At 66.5% G+C, this 18,183-nt stretch carries 16 protein-coding genes; 8 read left to right on the top strand and 8 right to left on the bottom strand.

From position 1 onward, the window contains the following. Nucleotides 1-202: 202 nt before the first annotated feature. Nucleotides 203-3,622, bottom strand: coding sequence for an indolepyruvate ferredoxin oxidoreductase family protein (locus G0Q01_RS17655; protein WP_164195394.1), 3,420 nt, complete (start codon nt 3,620-3,622; stop codon nt 203-205). A 165-nt stretch (nt 3,623-3,787) separates the two neighbouring features. On the opposite strand from G0Q01_RS17655, the gene G0Q01_RS17650 reads away from it, so the two are divergent. The 4 genes from G0Q01_RS17650 (at nt 3,788) to G0Q01_RS17635 (ending at nt 8,872) form a co-directional block, all read left to right on the top strand. Continuing rightward, a complete protein-coding gene (locus G0Q01_RS17650; protein ID WP_095883359.1) occupies nt 3,788-4,693 on the top strand; it encodes a LysR family transcriptional regulator in 906 nt (301 codons plus the stop codon). A gap of 352 nt (nt 4,694-5,045) precedes the next feature. Next, nucleotides 5,046-7,205 (top strand): phosphoribosylformylglycinamidine synthase subunit PurL, encoded by a 2,160-nt coding sequence (purL, locus tag G0Q01_RS17645; protein ID WP_164213679.1) that lies wholly within the window; start codon nt 5,046-5,048, stop codon nt 7,203-7,205. 300 nt (nt 7,206-7,505) lie between these two features. After that, a complete protein-coding gene (locus tag G0Q01_RS17640) occupies nt 7,506-8,366 on the top strand; it encodes a LysR family transcriptional regulator (RefSeq protein ID WP_164195397.1) in 861 nt (286 codons plus the stop codon). Nucleotides 8,367-8,485: 119 nt separating this feature from the next. Beyond that, entirely contained in the window at nt 8,486-8,872 is a 387-nt protein-coding gene (locus G0Q01_RS17635) for a hypothetical protein (RefSeq protein WP_164195399.1), read from the top strand. A gap of 75 nt (nt 8,873-8,947) precedes the next feature. On the opposite strand, the gene G0Q01_RS17630 is transcribed toward G0Q01_RS17635, so the two are convergent. The 3 genes from G0Q01_RS17630 to G0Q01_RS17620 all read right to left on the bottom strand — a co-directional run bounded on the left by G0Q01_RS17630 (nt 8,948) and on the right by G0Q01_RS17620 (nt 12,390). Beyond that, nucleotides 8,948-10,420 (bottom strand): carboxypeptidase M32, encoded by a 1,473-nt coding sequence (locus G0Q01_RS17630; RefSeq protein ID WP_164195401.1) that lies wholly within the window; start codon nt 10,418-10,420, stop codon nt 8,948-8,950. A gap of 1 nt (nt 10,421) precedes the next feature. Beyond that, the gene (ctaA, locus tag G0Q01_RS17625) at nt 10,422-11,564 is read right to left on the bottom strand and encodes a heme A synthase (RefSeq protein WP_164195402.1); all 1,143 of its coding nucleotides are present in this window, start codon (nt 11,562-11,564) and stop codon (nt 10,422-10,424) included. An 82-nt stretch (nt 11,565-11,646) separates the two neighbouring features. Continuing rightward, a complete protein-coding gene (locus G0Q01_RS17620) occupies nt 11,647-12,390 on the bottom strand; it encodes an RNA methyltransferase (RefSeq protein ID WP_164195403.1) in 744 nt (247 codons plus the stop codon). Nucleotides 12,391-12,544: 154 nt separating this feature from the next. Between G0Q01_RS17620 and G0Q01_RS17615 the strand changes: the two genes are divergently transcribed. The 3 genes from G0Q01_RS17615 (at nt 12,545) to G0Q01_RS17605 (ending at nt 14,167) form a co-directional block, all read left to right on the top strand. Next, entirely contained in the window at nt 12,545-13,060 is a 516-nt protein-coding gene (locus G0Q01_RS17615; protein ID WP_164195404.1) for a GNAT family N-acetyltransferase, read from the top strand. 88 nt (nt 13,061-13,148) lie between these two features. Next, a complete protein-coding gene (locus G0Q01_RS17610; RefSeq protein ID WP_164195405.1) occupies nt 13,149-13,478 on the top strand; it encodes a TfoX/Sxy family protein in 330 nt (109 codons plus the stop codon). Nucleotides 13,479-13,546: 68 nt separating this feature from the next. Next, complete coding sequence (locus G0Q01_RS17605) at nt 13,547-14,167, top strand: thiamine phosphate synthase (protein ID WP_164195406.1); 621 nt, start codon at nt 13,547-13,549, stop codon at nt 14,165-14,167. Nucleotides 14,168-14,193: 26 nt separating this feature from the next. Here the strand turns inward: G0Q01_RS17605 and G0Q01_RS17600 are convergent, their stop codons facing one another. From G0Q01_RS17600 to G0Q01_RS17590, 3 genes are all read right to left on the bottom strand, one after another. Then, the gene (locus G0Q01_RS17600; protein ID WP_164195408.1) at nt 14,194-15,042 is read right to left on the bottom strand and encodes a 1-acyl-sn-glycerol-3-phosphate acyltransferase; all 849 of its coding nucleotides are present in this window, start codon (nt 15,040-15,042) and stop codon (nt 14,194-14,196) included. Continuing rightward, nucleotides 15,039-15,797, bottom strand: coding sequence for a GNAT family N-acetyltransferase (locus G0Q01_RS17595; protein WP_164195410.1), 759 nt, complete (start codon nt 15,795-15,797; stop codon nt 15,039-15,041). Before G0Q01_RS17595 ends, G0Q01_RS17600 begins: the two co-directional genes overlap by 4 nt. A 157-nt stretch (nt 15,798-15,954) precedes the next feature. Then, on the bottom strand, nt 15,955-16,137 hold the full coding sequence (locus G0Q01_RS17590; RefSeq protein ID WP_108966059.1) for a DUF3553 domain-containing protein: 183 nt from the start codon (nt 16,135-16,137) through the stop codon (nt 15,955-15,957). A gap of 26 nt (nt 16,138-16,163) precedes the next feature. Here G0Q01_RS17590 and G0Q01_RS17585 point away from each other — a divergent pair, with 26 nt between their 5' ends. Next, entirely contained in the window at nt 16,164-16,769 is a 606-nt protein-coding gene (locus G0Q01_RS17585) for a histidine phosphotransferase family protein (protein WP_164195412.1), read from the top strand. 2 nt (nt 16,770-16,771) lie between these two features. On the opposite strand, the gene G0Q01_RS17580 is transcribed toward G0Q01_RS17585, so the two are convergent. After that, entirely contained in the window at nt 16,772-18,037 is a 1,266-nt protein-coding gene (locus tag G0Q01_RS17580) for a glutamate-5-semialdehyde dehydrogenase (protein ID WP_164195414.1), read from the bottom strand. Nucleotides 18,038-18,183 lie beyond the last annotated feature (146 nt).

The following is an 18,183-nucleotide window of genomic DNA, read 5'->3' as shown; positions in this document are numbered from 1 at the left end:
CGCACACCCGGCCTGCCTCACGTGACGCCGCGCCGACTCACGTGGCGCAAGCCCCGAAGACCGGTCTTACGGCGCTTTGGGATGGAGATCCATTGCGCCCTGTGGCGACGCCCGCGCCCCCGGGAGGGCGCGGGACGCGGGGGCGCTGCCCCCGGACCCCGGGGGTATCTTGCCCTGAAAGAAAGGCGCGAGACCTCTGCGCCTATTCGGCGGCCCTGGCCATGGGGCTGCCGCCGGCGTGGATGGCGGCAAGCAGCTCTTCGCGACGCTTGGCGGCAGCGCGTTCGGCCTTTTCCTTCACCGGGCCGTAGCCGCGGATCTGCAGCGGCAGTTCGGCGAGCGCGACCGTGGCGTCGAGCGTCTCGGGCCTCACCTTGGGCAGCACCTCGGCCATGTCGCGCTCGTATTGCGCGATGAGGGCGCGCTCCATTTTCCGCTCCGCCGTGCGGCCAAAGGGGTCGAGCGCAGTGCCGCGCACCCACTTCAGCTTCGCCAGCAAGCCGAAGGCCTTCAGCATGCCCTCGCCATAGGTCTTCTTCTGCGGACGGCCGTCGGAGCCTTCCTTGGAGAGCATCGGCGGGGCAAGGTGGAAGCTCATCTCGAAGCCGGGCTCGAAGGTCTGTTCGGCCCTCTTGCGGGTCTCGAGATGCATGCGGGCCACCTCGTACTCGTCCTTGTAGGCGAGCAGCTTGTGGTAGCCCTTGGCCACCGCCTCGCGCAGGCGCTTGTCGGGAATACCGTCGAGCAGGGCGCGGTACTTCTTCGCCAGCCGCCTGTTCTGGTAGACCGCAAGATGCGCTTCACGGAAGGCGATCTTCTCGTCCAGCGACTTCGGCTTCTCCACCACCTTGGGCGTGATCAACGCCGCGGCCTCGGCAGGGTGGACCACCGCCCAGCGGCCGATCTCGAAGGCGCGCAGGTTGCGCTCCACCGCCGCGCCGTTGAGGCGGATCGCCTCCTCGATGGCATCATGCGGCAGCGGCAGGAGCCCCTGCTGCCAGGCGGCGCCGAGGATCATCATGTTCGAGAAGATCGAGTCGCCCATGGCGATCCGTGCCAGCTCGGTCGCGTCGAAGATCGCCAGCCGGTCCTGCATTCGCGCCTCGAGCGCCACGCGGAGCTGGTCGAATGGAAGCTGGAACTCGGTGTCGCGGGTGAACTCGCCGGTGATGATCTCGTGTCCGTTGACCACCGCCCCGGTGCGGCCGCGTTTCGTCAGCCCCAGCGTCTTGGCCCCGGCGCTGACCACGAGGTCGCCGCCGATCAGCGCGTCGGCCTCGCCGGTCGCCACGCGCACCGCCGAGATGTCCTCGGGGCGCTTTGCAAGCCGCAGGTGGATGTGCACCGCGCCGCCCTTCTGGGCAAGGCCCGCCATCTCCATCATCCCCGCGCCCATGCCGGCGATCTGCGCCGCCTGCGCCAGCACTGCGCCCACGGTCACCACGCCGGTGCCGCCGACGCCGGTGATCACCACGTTGTGGGTCTTGTCGATCTGCGGCAGTTGCGGCTGCGGCAGATGCGGCAGGTCGATCTCGGCGGTCTCGCCCTTGCGCATCTTCGCGCCCTTGAGGGTGACGAAGGAGGGACAAAAGCCCTTGAGGCAGGAATAGTCCTTGTTGCAGCTCGACTGGTCGATGGCCCGCTTGCGACCCAGCTCCGTTTCGGCGGGAACGATCGAGACGCAGTTCGACTGCACGCCGCAATCGCCGCAGCCCTCGCAGACGTCGGTGTTGATGAAGACCCGCTTGTCAGGGTCGGGGAAGGTGCCCTTCTTGCGGCGGCGGCGCTTCTCGGCAGCGCAGGTCTGGATATAGAGGATGACCGAAACGCCGCCGATCTTCTCGAAGCGCTTCTGCACGGCGTCCATCTCGGCGCGCTCGAATGTCTCGACGCCGCCGGGGAAGAGGTCGAAGTTCACCTCCTCCTTCTCGTCGTAGACCACCGCGAGATGCTCGACGCCCATGGCTTTAAGCTCGCGGGCGATGCGATCTGCCGTCAGCCCGCCCTCGTTGGGCTGGCCGCCAGTCATCGCCACGGCGTCATTGTAGAGGATCTTGTAGGTGATGTTGGTGCCCGCGGCGAGCGCGGCACGGATCGCCAGCGAACCGGAGTGGTTGTAGGTGCCGTCGCCGAGGTTCTGGAAGACATGGCTGCACTTGGAGAAGGGCGCCTCGCCGACCCAGTTCACCCCTTCGCCGCCCATGTGGGTGAAGCCGGTGGTCTCGCGGTCCATCCATTGCACCATGTAGTGGCAGCCGATCCCGGCATAGGCGCGCGCGCCCTCGGGCAGCTTGGTCGAGGTGTTGTGCGGGCAGCCCGAGCAGAAATACGGCAGCCGTGCCGCGAGGTCAGGGGCGTTGTCGGCCTTGCGCGCCTCGTCGAGCGCCGAAAGCCCGGCCTTGATGCCCTCGGTGCCGCGGCCCTCCTCGACGAAGATCTCGCCGAGCTTCTGCGCGATCCACACCGGATCGAGCGCGCCGCGGGTGGGGAAGAGCTCTTCGCGGTGCATGCCGCCTGCCCCGCCCTTGTACCAGCCATAGACCCGGCGGCCGCGACGGTCGTCGAAGATCGCTTCCTTGACCTGCACCTCGATCAGCTTGCGCTTTTCCTCGACGATGACGATCAGCTCGAGCCCCTCGGCCCAGTCGTGGAAGCCCTTCATGTCGAGCGGGAAGGTCTGGCCCACCTTGTAGGTGGTGAGGCCAAGACGCTCGGCCTCGGCCTCGTCGATGTTGAGCAGCGACATGGCGTGCTGCAGGTCGAGCCAGTTCTTGCCCGCGGCGACGAGGCCAATCTTGGCGCCGGGCTTGCCCCAGACGCGCTTGTCCATGCCGTTCGCGCGCGAGAACGCTTCGGCCGCGAAGCGCTTGTAGTCGATCATCCGCGCTTCCTGCGCGTGCGGCGTGTCGCCGAGGCGGATGTTCAGCCCGCCTTCGGGCAGCTGGAACTCGGGTGTCACCAGCGACATGCGGTCCGGGCGACCGTCAACCACGGCGGTGGCCTCGACCGTGTCCTTCATCGTCTTCAGGCCGACCCATAGGCCCGAGAACCGCGACAGCGCGAAGCCGTAGATGCCGAAGTCCAGCACTTCCTGAACGCCGGCGGGCGAGACCACGGGCATGTAGGCATCGACCAGCGCCCATTCGGACTGGTGCAGCACTGTCGAACTCTCGCCGGTGTGGTCGTCGCCCATGGCCATGAGGACGCCGCCATGTTTCGACGTGCCCGCCATATTGGCGTGGCGCATGACGTCGCCCGAGCGATCGACGCCGGGGCCCTTGCCATACCAAAGACCGAAGACACCGTCGTACTTGCCCTCGCCACGCAGCTCGGCCTGTTGCGAGCCCCAGAGCGCCGTGGCCGCGAGATCCTCGTTCAGCCCTTCCTGGAAGAGCACATCATTCTCGGACAGCAGCTTTCCGGCGCGCTTCATCTGGATGTCGACGGCCCCCAGCGGCGAGCCGCGATAGCCCGTCACATAGCCCGCCGTATGCAGACCGGCGGCGCGATCGCGCTCTTTTTGCATCAGCATCAGGCGAACCAACGCCTGCGTGCCATTCAAAAGTACCGGACTCTTGCTTAAGTCGAACCTGTCCTGCAGGGAAATTGCTTGCTTGCTCATGCGCGCCTCCCATCGCTCATAGTGCTTGCAGCTCCGCACCATGATAGGTCACACATGCTGACCCGGATAGGGAAATTTTCGTGAATTTCCCACACTCGGCGAAGATGTGTTCCCGTTAACCGTTCCTGTCGTATACAGGGCGCCAAAGTTGAATAAGATGCCGCCATGGATTGGGATAAGCTCAGGATCTTTCACGCTGTCGCTGATGCGGGCAGCTTGACACATGCGGGAGATGCGCTGCATCTGTCGCAATCCGCCGTGTCGCGCCAAATCCGGGCGCTCGAAGAGGCACTGGATACCACCCTTTTCCACCGTCATGCCCGGGGACTGATTCTCACCGAGCAGGGCGAGTTGCTGTTCGACGCGACCGCCGCCATGGTGAAACGCATCGACAGCGCCACCGCGCGCATCCGCGACAGCGAGGAAGAGGTCTTCGGCGAACTCAAGGTCACCACGACCCACGGCTTCGGCGTGCTCTGGCTGGCCCCGCGCCTGACCAAACTCTACGAGAAGTTTCCCGACCTGAAGATCGACCTGATGCTCGAGGAGCGCGTGCTCGACCTGCCGATGCGCGAGGCTGACGTGGCGATCCGCATGAAGGAGCCCAGCCAGGCGGACCTGATCCGCAAGCGGCTCATGTCGATCCGCATGCGCATGTATGCCTCGCCTGCATACCTCGAGGCGAACGGCCTTCCCGAGTCGCTCGAGGATCTCTCGTCGCACCGGCTTATCTGCCAAAATCCCAACTCGGCGCAGGTGCTTTCCGGCAAGGCGCTGGTGCAAAAGCTGCTCACCTATGACATCCGGACGGGTCTCACGGTGAACAACTACTTCGGCGTGCTGCAGGCGGTGATCGCCAACCTCGGCATCGGCGTGCTGCCCGACTACATCATCGAGGATTTCCCGCACGTGGTGCGGGTGCTGCCCGACGTTGAGAGCAACGAGGTGCCCGTGTTCCTCGCCTACCCGGAAGAATTGCGTCATTCCAAGCGGGTAACCGCCTTCCGCGACTTTGTGCAGGACGAAATCTTCGCGCATCGGCGACAGCTCAAGGCGATGGGCGCCGACTGACGGCGCCCAATAAACAGGCGCCATGCAAACAGCGCATGGCAGCAATGTCCGATTGAGACCGTTTCTTCCCTTGATCGACTCAAGACTGATCACATATTCAGCACACGAAGCTTGAAGCGCCCTAGTGCGCGTCATCTTCAACCTCCCTGTTGGACTTCGGCCGAGCTTTGTGCTCGGCCTTTTTTTTGCGGCTGGCCCCGCAGCCCCGCCGCGAGGCGCGCCCCGACCCTCTGCCCTGCCGGCGCAACGGCGGGAAAGATTGCAACGCGCCGGGGCGCTCGGGCCCTGACCCCTCTTCCCCCTTTGCCGCCCTTGCCTTAAAGAGCCCCCAACCACGCTAAGGGGAGCAAGGATGCAGGAACCGTCCATCACCGAAGAGCTCATCGCCGCCCACGGGATCAAACCCGACGAATACGAGCGGATCCTGCAGATCATCGGCCGCGAGCCGACGTTCACCGAGCTGGGGATCTTCTCGGCCATGTGGAACGAGCACTGCTCCTACAAGAGCTCGAAGATCCACCTGCGCAAGCTGCCGACCAAGGGCCCGCAGGTCATCTGCGGCCCGGGCGAGAACGCCGGCGTCGTCGACATCGGCGACGGCCAGGCGGTCATCTTCAAGATGGAAAGCCACAACCACCCCTCCTACATCGAGCCCTACCAGGGCGCGGCGACGGGCGTTGGCGGCATCCTGCGCGACGTCTTCACCATGGGCGCGCGGCCGATCGCGGCGATGAACGCACTCAGCTTCGGCGAAAAGGAACACCCCAAGACCCGCCAGCTGGTGCATGGCGTGGTCGAGGGCGTCGGCGGCTACGGCAACTGCTTCGGCGTGCCGACGGTGGGCGGCGAAGTGCGCTTCCACCCGGCCTACAATGGCAACTGCCTGGTCAACGCCTTCGCGGCAGGCCTCGCGGACACCGACAGCATCTTCTACTCCGCCGCCTCGGGCGTCGGCCGCCCGGTCGTGTACCTTGGTGCCAAGACCGGCCGTGACGGTGTCGGTGGCGCGACCATGGCCTCGGCCGAGTTCGACGAGACCATCGAGGAAAAGCGCCCCACCGTGCAGGTCGGCGATCCCTTCACCGAAAAGCGCCTGATGGAAGCCACGCTCGAGCTGATGCAGACCGGCGCGGTGATCTCGATCCAGGACATGGGCGCGGCGGGCCTGACCTGCTCGGCCGTGGAAATGGGCGACAAGGGCAACCTCGGCGTGCGCCTCGACCTCGAGAAGGTGCCGGTGCGCGAAAAGAACATGACCGCCTACGAGATGATGCTCTCGGAGAGCCAGGAGCGCATGCTCATGGTGCTCGACCCCGCCAAGGAGGCCGAGGCCAAGGCCGTCTTCGACAAGTGGGACCTCGACTTCGCCATCGTCGGCGAGACCATTGCCGAGGACCGCTTCCTCATCGTGCTGAACGGCGAGGTGAAGGCCGACCTGCCGCTCAAGGCGCTCTCGGGCACCGCGCCCGAGTACGACCGCCCCTGGGTCCCCACCCCCGCCGCAGAGCCGCTCGCCGACGTGCCCGGCATCGATCCGATCGACGGGCTGAAGGCGCTGATCTCCTCGCCGAACTACTGCTCGCGCGAATGGGTCTACGAGCAGTACGACAGCCAGGTCATGGCCGACACCGTGCGCATCCCTGGCTTCGGCGCCGGCGTGATCCGCGTGCATGGCACCGACAAGAAGCTGGCCTTCACCTCGGATGTGACGCCGCGCTACGTGCGCGCCAACCCGGTCGAGGGCGGCAAGCAGGCGGTGGCGGAAGCCTATCGCAACCTCGTCTCCGTGGGCGCCCGCCCGCTGGCGACCACCGACAACATGAACTTCGGCAACCCCGAGAAGCCCGAGATCATGGGCCAGTTCGTCGGCGCCATCGACGGCATCGGCGCGGCCTGTCTTGCGCTCGACACGCCCATCGTCTCGGGCAACGTCTCGCTCTACAACGAGACCGACGGCGAGCCGATCCTGCCGACGCCGACCATTGGCGCGGTGGGGCTGATCGCCGCCGGCGAAGAGCCGATCCTCGGCTATGCGCGCGACGGCCATGTGGCGCTGCTGGTCGGCGATACCGCCGGCCACCTCGGCCAGTCCGCCCTGCTTGCAGAGGTGTTCAATCGCGAGGAGGGCGACGCGCCCGCAGTCGATCTCGAGGCCGAGCGCCGCAACGGCGAGTTCATCCTCGCCAACCGCGACTGGATCCGCAGCTGCTGCGACCTGTCGGACGGTGGCCTCGCCATGGCTGCCTTCGAGATGGCCGAAGCCTCGGGCGTCGGCGTGCAGATCGACGCGGCGGATACCCCGACCCTCTTCGGTGAGGACCAGGGCCGCTACCTCATCGCCTGCAGCTTCGACGCCGCCGAAGCGCTGATGAGCGCGGCCTCGGCAGCCGGCGTCACGCTGGCGACCGTTGGCAAGTTCACCGGCGACACGGTCCGCTTCGGAAGCAGCGAAGCCCCGCTCTCGGAACTGGCTGCCGCCTACCGTGGCAGCTTCGGCGGCTACTTCGGCTGATTCGCACCGGCGCGTATCGCGCGCGCCGGGCTCCGCCGCAGCACCAAGAACGGCGGTTCTCCGCCCATGAAAACGCCGCGTCCCGTCCCGGACGCGGCGTTTTTCCTTCCCCAGCGTCAATCTGATACAAATTGTCACCAATTTGGGATCACCCCCTGCTTGCTTGCCCAGAGCAACGTCCTAAATTAATCGGTAACTCATCCGTTAAGAGCGCGCGCCGAACCTTACACAACCGACGAGGGAAAAGCGCGCGGCCGACCGCCGATCTAGGCGACCCAAAAGCCCGAGCAGAAAAAGACCATGAACAATTGGGACGACCTTCGGTTCCTCGTAGCACTTTCCAAGACCGGCACGATGACCGCAGCGGCGAAGCTGCTGGGCACCAATACCGCGACCGTATCGCGCCGGATCGAACGCCTTTCCGAAACGCTCGGTGTGCCCGCCTTCGTCAAGACGGCCGATGGGTGGCGCCCCTCCGAGGCGGTGCGCGAGTTGATCAACGTCGCGCAGAACTTTGACGGGCAGCTCAAGTCGACGCTCAACAACCAGGGCGCGGGGCTCGACATCGACTCCGTCTCCCTGAGCCTCGGCGCCTCGCCGATCATCGCCTCGCTGGTTCTGTTTCCCGGGCTCGGCCCGCAGGCCGACCTATTGGCCAATGTGCAACTGACGGTCACCGAGCGTCGCGAGCGCGAGGGCCTGGGCGAGAATGACCTCGTGGTGCAGTTCGGACGACCCGACCAGGGCCGCATCGTTGCCCGCAAGGCGGGCGAGATGAGCTTCCGCCCCTATCGGTTCCGCGACAGCGATGCAGAGGGCGGCTGGGTCGGGCTGAACACCAGCACGAGCCGCTCGCGCATCTTGCGCCAGGCCTATGATGTCTTCGGCAAGGAGCCGAAGATCACTGTCGACAACTTCATCGCCCTGCACCGGCTCATGCAGATCACGCGGATGGCAGGCCCCTTGCCCGATCTTTTGGCATGCCAGACACCGGATCTCGTGCCCGCTGCACCTGACGCGGCGCCAGAAACGCTGGAATGTTGGCTCTTCTATCATGAAAGCCGCAGGACGGACTCTGGCATGCGCCGGGCCGTGGACTGGATTATTCAATGTTTCGAGGCGTCTGACGCCCTAGCCGTGACAGCTGTGGCGCGTAACTAACAATGTTTACGCAAAGGCAAACTTGAAAAGTTCCCGCTTGATTTGTGCTGGTCAAGTGTAACAATGGCGACATGTAACCGGCCGGGCCATTCGATTCCGGATTAACGAGCAGGACGATTGTGAACTTTTTTCCGACTTTTCAATGCGCGCTGCGAATTCTTCTCGCCCTGTTGCTGGGCTATACGGTCGCGCTGGAAATCTTTACCAATGATCCGGTGTTCACAGGCACCCTCGATGTACGCATCCCCGAGCCGTTGGTCGCGCTGACCTGTGCAATCCTAGCGTCGATCAGCATTTGGCTGATCCTCGGCGTCGCGACCCGCACCGTCGCCCTCATCGGCTTTGCCATCTACCTCTGGCACGAGCTTTTGCTGCCCGACTTCGCGGTCCTGGATCTCGAGACAACCCAGCGGCTGGTCGTCGTTGCGCTGCTGGCGCTGCCGCTGGTCATCTTCGGCGGAGGCCGCTTCAGCGTGATATCTCCGCACATCCCAGAAACAGTTTAAGTCCGGTCCACCACTCACGCACCCGGATACCAGAAGCGGCCCCTCGGGGCCGCTTCATTGGTTTTGGCCGGTGCCTCAGAGATCGTATAGAGCCCCGAATTTGGCCTCGAGATACTCGAGCAGCGGCGCCTCCGAGGGGGCCGTGCCGCAGGCGCGCTCGATGACGTCGCGCGGGTGATAAAGCCCGCCGTGACGCTGCACGCTCTCACGCAGCCAGCCGGTGGCGGCGGAAAGATCGCCCTCGGCCATCTGCGCGTCAAGGTCGGGCACCGCCTGCCGCAGCGCCTTGTGCAGGCAGCCGGCATAGACATTGCCAAGGCTGTAGGTCGGGAAGTAGCCGAAGAGCCCAGCCGACCAGTGCACGTCCTGCAGAACCCCGTCCGAGGGCTTATCGACGGCAAAGCCGAAGTCCGCGGCGAAGCGCTCGTTCCAGGCGGCCTCGAGATCGTCCACGGAGAGATCGCCCGAGATCAGCGCCTGCTCGAGATCGAAGCGCAGCAGCACATGAAGGTTGTACTGCACCTCGTCGGATTCGGTGCGGATGTAGTTGTTCTGCACCGCGTTGACGCTGGCGTAGAACGCCTCGGCGCTCAGCCCCAGATCGCCGAACTGCGCCTGCATCTGACCGTGGAGCCAGCTGGTGAAGGCCCGCGAGCGGCCCAGCTGGTTCTCGTAGATGCGGCTCTGGCTCTCGTGCACGCCCATCGACACGCCCTCGCCCAGCGGGGTGAAGCGATACCCCGGCGCGATGGCCTGCTCGTAGGCGGCGTGGCCGGTCTCGTGGATGGTCGAGTAGATGCAGTTGAACGGGTCGAGCGGGTTGGTCCGCGTGGTGATCCGCACGTCATCGCCGCTGCCCGAGCTGAAGGGGTGCACCGCCTTGTCGACCCGGCCCCGCGCCATGTCGTAACCGAAGACCTCGGCCAACTTGCGCGCCAGAGCCATTTGCCCGGCGTCATCGAAGGTGCCCGAGAGCGCCTTGGGCGCGGGTTTCTCGAGGATCGCCTGCCGCAGCGCCACCAGACGCGGCCGCAACGCGCCGAACATCTCGGAGAGCTGCTGCGCCGTGGCGCCGGGCTCGTAGTCATCGAGCAACGCGTCGTAGACGTCTCCACCGTCCGCCAGCGCCGCGCCCTCCTCGCGCTTCAGCGCGACGACATCCTTCAGGATCGGCGCAAAGGCCGCGAAGTTGTCGTCGGCCCGCGCCTCGGCCCAGGTGCGGTGCGCCCGGCTGGTGATCCGGGCGAGATCCGCCGCCAGCTTGCCCGAAACGCGACCGGCGCGGGTGAAGCTGCGCTGGATGTGCCGCAGCTGCGCCTGCCCGACCTCGTCCAGCGCCGCGGCATCAATGGCCGCCAGCCATTCGCCGACGCGCGGATCGGTGCGCCGGGCGTGCAGCACGCTTTCCAGCGCCGCCATCTCCTCGGCGCGCTGGTCGGCAGCACCATGCGGCATGGTGGTTTCCTGGTCCCAGCCAAGGCGGCCCGCCACCTGCGCCAGCGCGCCGGTGTCGCGCTGGAACGTCATCAACTCGTCAAATGCACTCATCTCAGCGGGCCTCGCGGATCGATTGGGTTTTGGGGAACTGCGCCCCGAAGCGGGCCCGCAGGATCAGCACCCAGAGCACGACGGCCCCGAGCTGGTGGGTGATGGCAATGTGCCAGGGCGCGACGTAAAGCACCGTGGCGATGCCCAGCACGACCTGCACGCAGAGCATGGCCAGCACCGCGTTGTAGCGGAATCGGGTGTCCGCATTGGCGGACTTGCGGCCGCGCAGCCAGACCACCACGCCGAAGACGAAGAGCAGGTATCCGACGATCCGGTGCATGAACTGCACGAGGCCCGGGTCCTCGAAGAAGTTGCGCCAGACCGGCACCAAGTCGAACGGCTGCGGCGGGAAGAAGCCGCCCGCCATCAGCGGCCAGTCGGTGAAGGAGCGGCCCGCGTCGATCCCCGCCACCAGCGCGCCCAGCAGGATCTGCACGAAGGCGAGATGCAGCAGCCCCGTGGTCATGGAAAAGAGCTTCGGCTCGCGCAGGCGCCGGGCCTGCATCAGCTCGCGTTCCTGCCGTCCAAGCAGGAAGATGTCCCAGGCAATGAACGCCAGGATGATGAAGGCAAGCCCAAGGTGGATGGCCAGCCGGTAGGAGGCCACGGCGATCATCTCGCCAACGAGGCCGGAGGAGACCATCCACCAGCCCACGGCCCCCTGCAGCCCGCCAAGCCCGCCAAGAAGCAAGAGCCGCCCGGTCCAACCGGTTGGGATCTGCCGCGCCACGAGGAAGACGAGGAATCCAAGCGCCCAGACGAGGCCGATCACCCGGCCCAACTGCCGGTGCCCCCATTCCCACCAGTAGATGCCCTTGAACTCCGACAGGGTCATGCCCTTGTTGAGCAGCTCGTATTGCGGGATCTGCTGGTAGAGGGTGAATTCTTCCTGCCACTCGGCCTCGCTAAGCGGCGGGACGGCGCCATGCAGCGGTTTCCATTCGGTGATCGACAGGCCGCTGTCGGTCAGCCGGGTCAGCCCGCCGACGCAGATCATCGCCACCACCAGCGCGAATAGAAGCATCAGCCAGACCCGGATCGCCCCCCGCGCGCCGGTGCGCCCCCTGTCGATCATGCCGCCCGTGGGGGCGGCCTTCGGGGTCTCCGCCCCAACCTCCTCAAAGAGCTTGCGGTTTCCGGCCATGATCTTCTCCTACATCCGTCGCGGCGACGATAGGGGCGCACCCCGCCCCCTTCAAGCCGCCATCAGCCAAGCAAGGCGCGGCTCAGCCGCGCTCTTTCCAGCGCACCATCTGGCGCATCACCCCATGCAGGGTCTTCACGTCCTCGCGGGTCAGCGGCATGCGGCTCCAGAGGTTGCGCAGGGTGAGCTTCATGCTCTCCGCCTTGTGCTCGGGGAAGAAGAACCCCGCCTCGGTCAGCCGCTCCTCGTAATGCTCGGCCAGCTTCTCGACCTCGATGCCGCTGGCCCATTCGGCGCCCGCCATCTCGACCCGCAACGCCTCGATCTCCGACGAGGCCCGCTGCCATTCGTAGGCGCAGAGCAGCACGCATTGCGCGAGGTTGAGCGAGGGGAACTCGGGGTTCACCGGCACGTTGATCAGCGCATTGGCCAGCGCCACGTCGGAGTTTTCCAGCCCGGCGCGCTCGGGGCCGAACATCACCGCGACCTTGCCCCCCTGGGCGATGCGCTGGCTGGCTTCCTTCATCGCCTGCTCGGGCGAATAGACGGGCTTGGTGAGCCCGCGCATCCGCGCCGTGGTGGCAAAGACCAGATCGCAATCCTCGACCGCCTGCGCGGTGGTCTCGACCAGCTGCGCCTCGTCGAGCAGCCGCCCGGCGCCCGAGGCCATGGCGGTGGCCGAGGGGTTCGGCCAGCCGTCGCGCGGGCTGACCAGACGCATCCGGTCCAACCCGAAATTCCACATGGCCCGCGATGCGGCCCCGATATTCTCACCCATCTGCGGCCGCACCAGCACGAATGCGGGCTGCCTCGTCTCGCTCGGCATGACAAACTCCGTAAATCCGGCTCCCGCATAGTCCCGCGCGGGCGGAAGAGCAAGAAAGCGACACCTCGGGGCCCGGATTTCTCGAGCCCATTCCCATCCTTGCCGCTCCCGTCTCCGGCTGCCAAAAGGGGCGCAGCCTGACAGCGGAGCCCGCATGACCCTCAGAGACGCCAGACCCGACGACGCCTCCGCCCTCGCCGCCCTGTCGATCGAGGTCTGGCTCGGCACCTACATCCGCCGCGGCGTGACCGCCGAATTCGCGGACTACGCGCTCGAGACCTTCACGAAGGCGCAGTTCGAGCGCGCGCTGGCCGATCCTTCGCAGCGTTTCATCGTCTCCCAGAACGAAGAGGGCATCGATGGCTTCCTGCGTCTTTCCCAGGGCGCCCCCGGGCCGCTCCCGGGCTGCTCGGACACCGAGATCGCCACGCTCTACGTCCAGCCCCGTCACAAGGGCCACGGCATCGGGCGCGACCTTCTGCAGGCCGGCCTCGGCGCGGCCCTCGCGCTGGACGCTCCCTCCGTCTGGCTGGCCACCAATTCAGAGAACACCCCCGGCATCGCCTTCTACAAGGCGCAGGGTTTCGAGCGGATCGGCCGGACCTATTTCCGCCTGGGAGAAGAGGCCTACCCCAACGAGGTCTTCCGCTTCACCTTCCCCCGGCACTGAGCGCTGCGCTTTCTTCCGGGCAGAAATATCCCCGCGAGGGGGTCTCCAAAGGATATGCTTCACGCATTCCCCGCAAGGAGCGCAGCGCATGAGCTTTGACGAAGGCCTCGCCGAAACCGTCCGCGACGACATCGGCCCTCTGCCCGGTCTGACCGAGAAGCGCATGTTTGGCGCGCTGTGCTTCCTGCTCGACGGCAACATGATCTGCGGCGTGCGGGCCGAGGGCGGGCTTTACCGCGTCGGCAAAGAGGCGCAGGCGATGGCCACCGCGCTCGACGACGTCGGCCCCGCCATCATGGGCGGGCGCCGCATGGGCGGCTATGTCGAGGCCGCGCCCGAGGCCATGGCGGACGATGCCACCCGCACCCGCCTGACCGCGCTGGCGATCGAGTTTGTCCGCAGCCTGCCGCCGAAATGACGCTGCCCCCTTCCTTGTATCCTAAAGCCGCGATATAGGAGCGCAATTCGCAAGTCAGGAGCCGCGCCATGGCCGAAGCAGACCAGCCTCAGCTCTATCTCGTCACCCCGCCGGAGTTCGACCTTTCGGTCTTTCCGGACAAGCTTTCCTCGGTGCTCGATGCCGCCGAGATCGCCTGCATGCGTCTGTCGCTCGCCACGCGCGACGAGGACCGGCTTCTGCGTGCCGCCGACGCGGTGCGCGAGGTGGCACATCGCTACGACATCGCGCTGGTGATCGACACCCACGTGGTGCTGGCTCAGCGCCTCGGGCTCGACGGCGTTCACCTCACCGACGGGTCGCGCTCGGTCCGAGCCGCGCGCAAGGACCTTGGCCCGGACGCCATCGTCGGCGCCTTCTGTGCCAGCTTCCGGCATGACGGCATGGTCGCTGGAGAGGCCGGAGCGGATTACGTCTCTTTCGGGCCGCTCAGCGGCGAGGCGCTCGGCGACGGGACTCTGGCAGACTTCGAGATCTTCGAGTGGTGGTCGCAGATGATCGAGGTGCCGGTGGTGGCCGAGGGCGGGCTGACCCCCGAGCTGGTGGCCAAGCTGGCACCGGTGACCGATTTCCTCAGCATCGGCGAGGAGATCTGGAGCGCCGAGGACCCAGCCGCCGCACTGAAGACCCTTATCGCCGCGATGCACTGACTTTACAGCGCGTTACGGGATATTTCTCACGCAATGTCTTCGGAAGGATGCGCGGATCGGAGCCGCGCTTCCGCCGCCCGCGCCAGAGCCTTGCGATGGGCGAAATCGGCGACCCTGAGCGGCTCGTGGTAGACCACCTCCACGTGCCCCTGGCAACGCGCTCCCAGCACCTGCAGCAGATGCGGCCCCAGCGCCATGTCCCCCCACCAACCGTAGAAGGCGGGATCAGCGCCCGGCGGGGCATGATAGACCACCGTGACCGGCTGGACCTGCAGATCGGACTTCACCTCTTCTGACAAAAACGCCTCGAAAAGCGTTGTTTTGAAAGGGAGAATTCGCCGGCCATCGGTCGAGGTCCCCTCCGGGAAGAAGAGCAACCTGTCGCCTGCCAGAAGCCGCGCCTCGATCAGCTTGGGCTGTGCCTTGGCCGCGCGCCGGTCGCGATTGATGAAGACCGTGCCGGTGAGCTTCGCCAGCATCCCGATTCCCGGCCAGTTTGCCACCTCGGCTTTTGACACGAAGAGCACGTTGCGCCTGGCGTTCAGTGCGAAGATGTCGAGCCAGGACGAGTGGTTGGCGACATAGGCTCCCGGGCCGGTCATGCGCGCGCCCCGCGCCTCGAGGCGCAGGCCGAGAATGACGAAGACCAGACGGCAGACCCCCTGCGTGACGACCGGCGACCAGACCCGCTGCCCGCCCCGGACCAGCCGCTCGACCAGCAGAACTGCCAGCTTCACCATGATCCCGCAGATCAGCAGCAGCACGACCAGAAGCCCGCGCAGTGTCGCCCGCGCGTAGTCGGCCCAGCCAAGCGCGATTTCCGGGGGTTCTGCCCCGCGCCAGGTCGGGTCCGCCGGCCCCGAAGGACCGCTCATCCGCGCCCCCGCCGGACCCGCGCCGCCGCCTGTGCGTTGAGCCTCTGCGTGTCCATCACCAGGCAGACATCCGTGGTGTTGAAGGCGTGGTCGACGAAAGCGCCCTCGCCCACCATGCCACCGAGCCGCAGGTAACCCTTGATCAGCGCCGGGGTCTCGACCATGGCGCGGCGGCGGTCGATCTCCGCCTCTGGCAGCAGGTCCATCGGCTGGAACACCCGGCTGCGCACGCGCAGCTCGTCGGGCGCAAGATGGCGCGCGTGCAACAGCGACAGCGGATGCGCAAGGCGCTGCACGTCGGTGCCGTGGAAAGAGGCGGTGCCGAAAAGGATCTCGATCCCGTGCTCGGCCACGTAGTCCGACACCGCCTGCCACATCAGCATGACGCCCGGCCCGCCGCGATAGTCGGGATGCAGGCAGGACCGGCCCAGCTCCAGCAGCCGACGCCCGCTGGCGCGCAGCAGCGAGAGGTCATACTCATCCTCGGAATAGAATTGCCCCGCCGCCTCGGCCTGGTCATCGCGCAACAGCCGGTAAACGCCGACCACCGCGCCGTCCTTGCGGGCATCGGTCAGCAGCAGGTGATCGAAGAACGGGTCAAACCGATCCCGCTCGAGCCGGTTCTCGTGATCCACCAGGGTCCCGCCCCCGCCCAGCTCGGCGACGAACACCTCGTAGCGCAGGCGCTGCGCCGCCGCGATCTCATCGTCCGTGCGCGCCAGCCGCACCGTCAGGTTCCTGTCGTCCAGCGCCATGGCCGTCCTCTGCTTGTTGGCGCGGTTCTAAAGCGGAAGAGCGCAAAGGAAAACAGATTTTCCGCGGCCCGCCCCGAGCTGTCCGACGCGACCGGCCAGCCACGGGCGGGGCTTCGGCGAGCTTGGTTAACTATTCGTAAACGACTGAGCCCTAAGCCTAGACGTCGAACACCGGCAGGAGGGTCACACGTTCGCCGTCGAGCACGACCTTGCCCTGCTCCCGAAAGTTGACAGTCACACGGCCGCCGATATTGGATTGCACCTGCCCCAGCCCCCAATCCGGTCTGTCGGGATGCTGTACCAGCATGCCCGGCTCCAGCAATGCGTTGAGATCGTTCATACCCATCCCCTTTCCACGAGGCCTTGATGCAACAGCATAACGCCAAACTCGCGACGCTGGTAGCCTCGCGCCTCTGCCACGACCTGATCAGCCCGGTCGGGGCCATCGCAAACGGGCTCGAGCTTCTGGCGCTCTCGGGCACGCCGCTCGACACGCCGGAGCTGGCGCTGGTGGACGACAGCTGCCGCGCCGCCCGCGCGAGGATCAGCCTGTTCCGCGTTGCCTTTGGCCATGCCGAAGGCGAGCAGATGATTGGCCCGCCGGAAGCCACGCGCCTGCTTCGCGACTATTGCAAAGGCGGGCGGCTCAGCTGCGACTGGCGCCGCCAGAGCGCCGCGCCGCGCCCCGAGGTTCAGCTCGCCTTGCTGGCGGTGCTCTGCTGCGAAAGCGCCTTGCCCCTGGGCGGGCAGATCGAGGTAGAAGAGTTGAACCAGGGCTGGCGGATCACCGGGACCGGCAAGCGGATCGCCCATGACGCGTCACTCTGGAATCTGCTCGCCCACCCCGGGAAGCTGCCCGCCCTTTCGAGCGCGCAGGTGCATTTCCCGGTCTTGGCCGCCCTCGCCGAGGAGCGCGGTCGCAGCATCGAAGTGACCGCCGGTGAGGCGGCGGTCACGATCGAGATCAGCTAAACTCAGCCGCGCACCGCGCCGTCCGAGCGCACGACGTATTTGAAACTGGTCAGCTGCTCGGCACCCACCGGGCCGCGGGCGTGCATCTTGCCGGTGGCGATGCCGATCTCGGCCCCCATGCCGAATTCGCCGCCGTCGGCGAACTGGGTCGAGGAGTTGACCATGACGATGGCGCTGTCGACGCGCTGGATGAATTTCTCGACCGCCGCCTCATCCTGCGACAGGATGCAGTCGGTGTGCTGCGAGCCGTAGCGACGAATGTGGGCGATGGCATCGTCCTCATCGGCGACCACCTTTGCGGCAATGATCTTGTCGAGATACTCGCGGCCCCAGTCGCCCTCGGTGGCCGGGCTCACCCCCTCGACCTGCTGGACGCCCGCGTCGCCGCGCACCTCGACCCCGGCGTCGAGCAGCGCGCGGATCACGCCCTGGCCGATGGTGTCCATCGCCTCGCGGTGGATCAGCAGGCATTCGGCGGCGCCGCAGATGCCGGTGCGCCGGGTCTTGGCGTTGAGCACCACCTTGAGCGCGGTCACCGGATCCGCGGCGCGGTCGATGTAGATGTGCACGATGCCCTCGAGATGGGCAAAGACCGGCACCCGCGCCTCGCGCTGCACGAGGCCGACAAGCCCCTTGCCACCGCGCGGCACGATGACGTCGACGTAGTCGGTCATGGTCAGCAGCTCTTGCACCGCGGCGCGCTCGCGCGTCGGCACCAGTTGGATCGCGTCCTCGGGCAGGCCCGCCTTGCGCAGACCGTCAACGAGGCAGGCGTGGATCGCCGAAGAGCTGTGGAAGCTCTCGGACCCCCCGCGCAGGATCACGGCATTGCCGGACTTGAGGCACAGTGCCCCGGCGTCGGCGGTGACGTTCGGCCGGGATTCGTAGATCACCCCGATGACACCAAGCGGCGTACGCACGCGCTTTATCTGCAGTCCGCTGGGGCGGTCCCACTCGGTGATCACCTCGCCCACGGGATCGCGCTGCGCGCCGATGGCACGCAGCCCGTCGACGACGCCCTGCAGGCGCTCCTCGGTGAGCAGCAGCCGGTCCATCATCGCCTCGCTGAGCCCCTTGTCGCGGCCGAACTGCATGTCGTTCTCATTGGCGGCGAGAATCTCGGCGCGGCGGGCCCAGACCGCATCCGCCGCGGCCTCCAGCGCCTCGGTCTTGCGCTCTGGCGGGGTAAAGGCGAGCTCCGCGGCGGCGGCCTTGGCGCGTTTGCCGAGGTCGATCATGGTCGCGTGGATGTCTGTCAGGTCTTTCATCGCTCTTTACCCTAGGTTTGGGGTTTGGAGCTTTCTTATAGCGCCGTGACCCCGGGGGATACAGAGCGGATTGCGCGCCGTTCGCGCGCCGCTCGGGACGAGCAGGGCCCGGTCAGCGCGTACTTGGAAAGAGGAAGGGTCCATGC

This window comes from Salipiger sp. PrR007, from assembly GCF_010499845.1.
GTDB classification, from domain to species: Bacteria; Pseudomonadota; Alphaproteobacteria; order Rhodobacterales; family Rhodobacteraceae; genus Salipiger; species Salipiger pacificus_A.
Note: the sequence above shows the minus strand (reverse complement) of the source record. Positions and strands in the feature narration are given on the sequence as shown.

Excerpts from the sequence above, each read along its gene's own strand:
- G0Q01_RS17655 (WP_164195394.1), bottom strand. The coding sequence starts at position 3,622 with ATGAGCAAGCAAGCAATTTCCCTGCAGGACAGGTTCGACTTAAGCAAG.
- G0Q01_RS17650 (WP_095883359.1), top strand. The coding sequence starts at position 3,788 with ATGGATTGGGATAAGCTCAGGATCTTTCACGCTGTCGCTGATGCGGGC.
- purL (WP_164213679.1), top strand. The coding sequence starts at position 5,046 with ATGCAGGAACCGTCCATCACCGAAGAGCTCATCGCCGCCCACGGGATC.
- G0Q01_RS17640 (WP_164195397.1), top strand. The coding sequence starts at position 7,506 with ATGAACAATTGGGACGACCTTCGGTTCCTCGTAGCACTTTCCAAGACC.
- G0Q01_RS17630 (WP_164195401.1), bottom strand. The coding sequence starts at position 10,420 with ATGAGTGCATTTGACGAGTTGATGACGTTCCAGCGCGACACCGGCGCG.
- ctaA (WP_164195402.1), bottom strand. The coding sequence starts at position 11,564 with ATGGCCGGAAACCGCAAGCTCTTTGAGGAGGTTGGGGCGGAGACCCCG.
- G0Q01_RS17620 (WP_164195403.1), bottom strand. The coding sequence starts at position 12,390 with ATGCCGAGCGAGACGAGGCAGCCCGCATTCGTGCTGGTGCGGCCGCAG.
- G0Q01_RS17615 (WP_164195404.1), top strand. The coding sequence starts at position 12,545 with ATGACCCTCAGAGACGCCAGACCCGACGACGCCTCCGCCCTCGCCGCC.
- G0Q01_RS17610 (WP_164195405.1), top strand. The coding sequence starts at position 13,149 with ATGAGCTTTGACGAAGGCCTCGCCGAAACCGTCCGCGACGACATCGGC.
- G0Q01_RS17605 (WP_164195406.1), top strand. The coding sequence starts at position 13,547 with ATGGCCGAAGCAGACCAGCCTCAGCTCTATCTCGTCACCCCGCCGGAG.
- G0Q01_RS17600 (WP_164195408.1), bottom strand. The coding sequence starts at position 15,042 with ATGAGCGGTCCTTCGGGGCCGGCGGACCCGACCTGGCGCGGGGCAGAA.
- G0Q01_RS17595 (WP_164195410.1), bottom strand. The coding sequence starts at position 15,797 with ATGGCGCTGGACGACAGGAACCTGACGGTGCGGCTGGCGCGCACGGAC.
- G0Q01_RS17590 (WP_108966059.1), bottom strand. The coding sequence starts at position 16,137 with ATGAACGATCTCAACGCATTGCTGGAGCCGGGCATGCTGGTACAGCAT.
- G0Q01_RS17585 (WP_164195412.1), top strand. The coding sequence starts at position 16,164 with ATGCAACAGCATAACGCCAAACTCGCGACGCTGGTAGCCTCGCGCCTC.
- G0Q01_RS17580 (WP_164195414.1), bottom strand. The coding sequence starts at position 18,037 with ATGAAAGACCTGACAGACATCCACGCGACCATGATCGACCTCGGCAAA.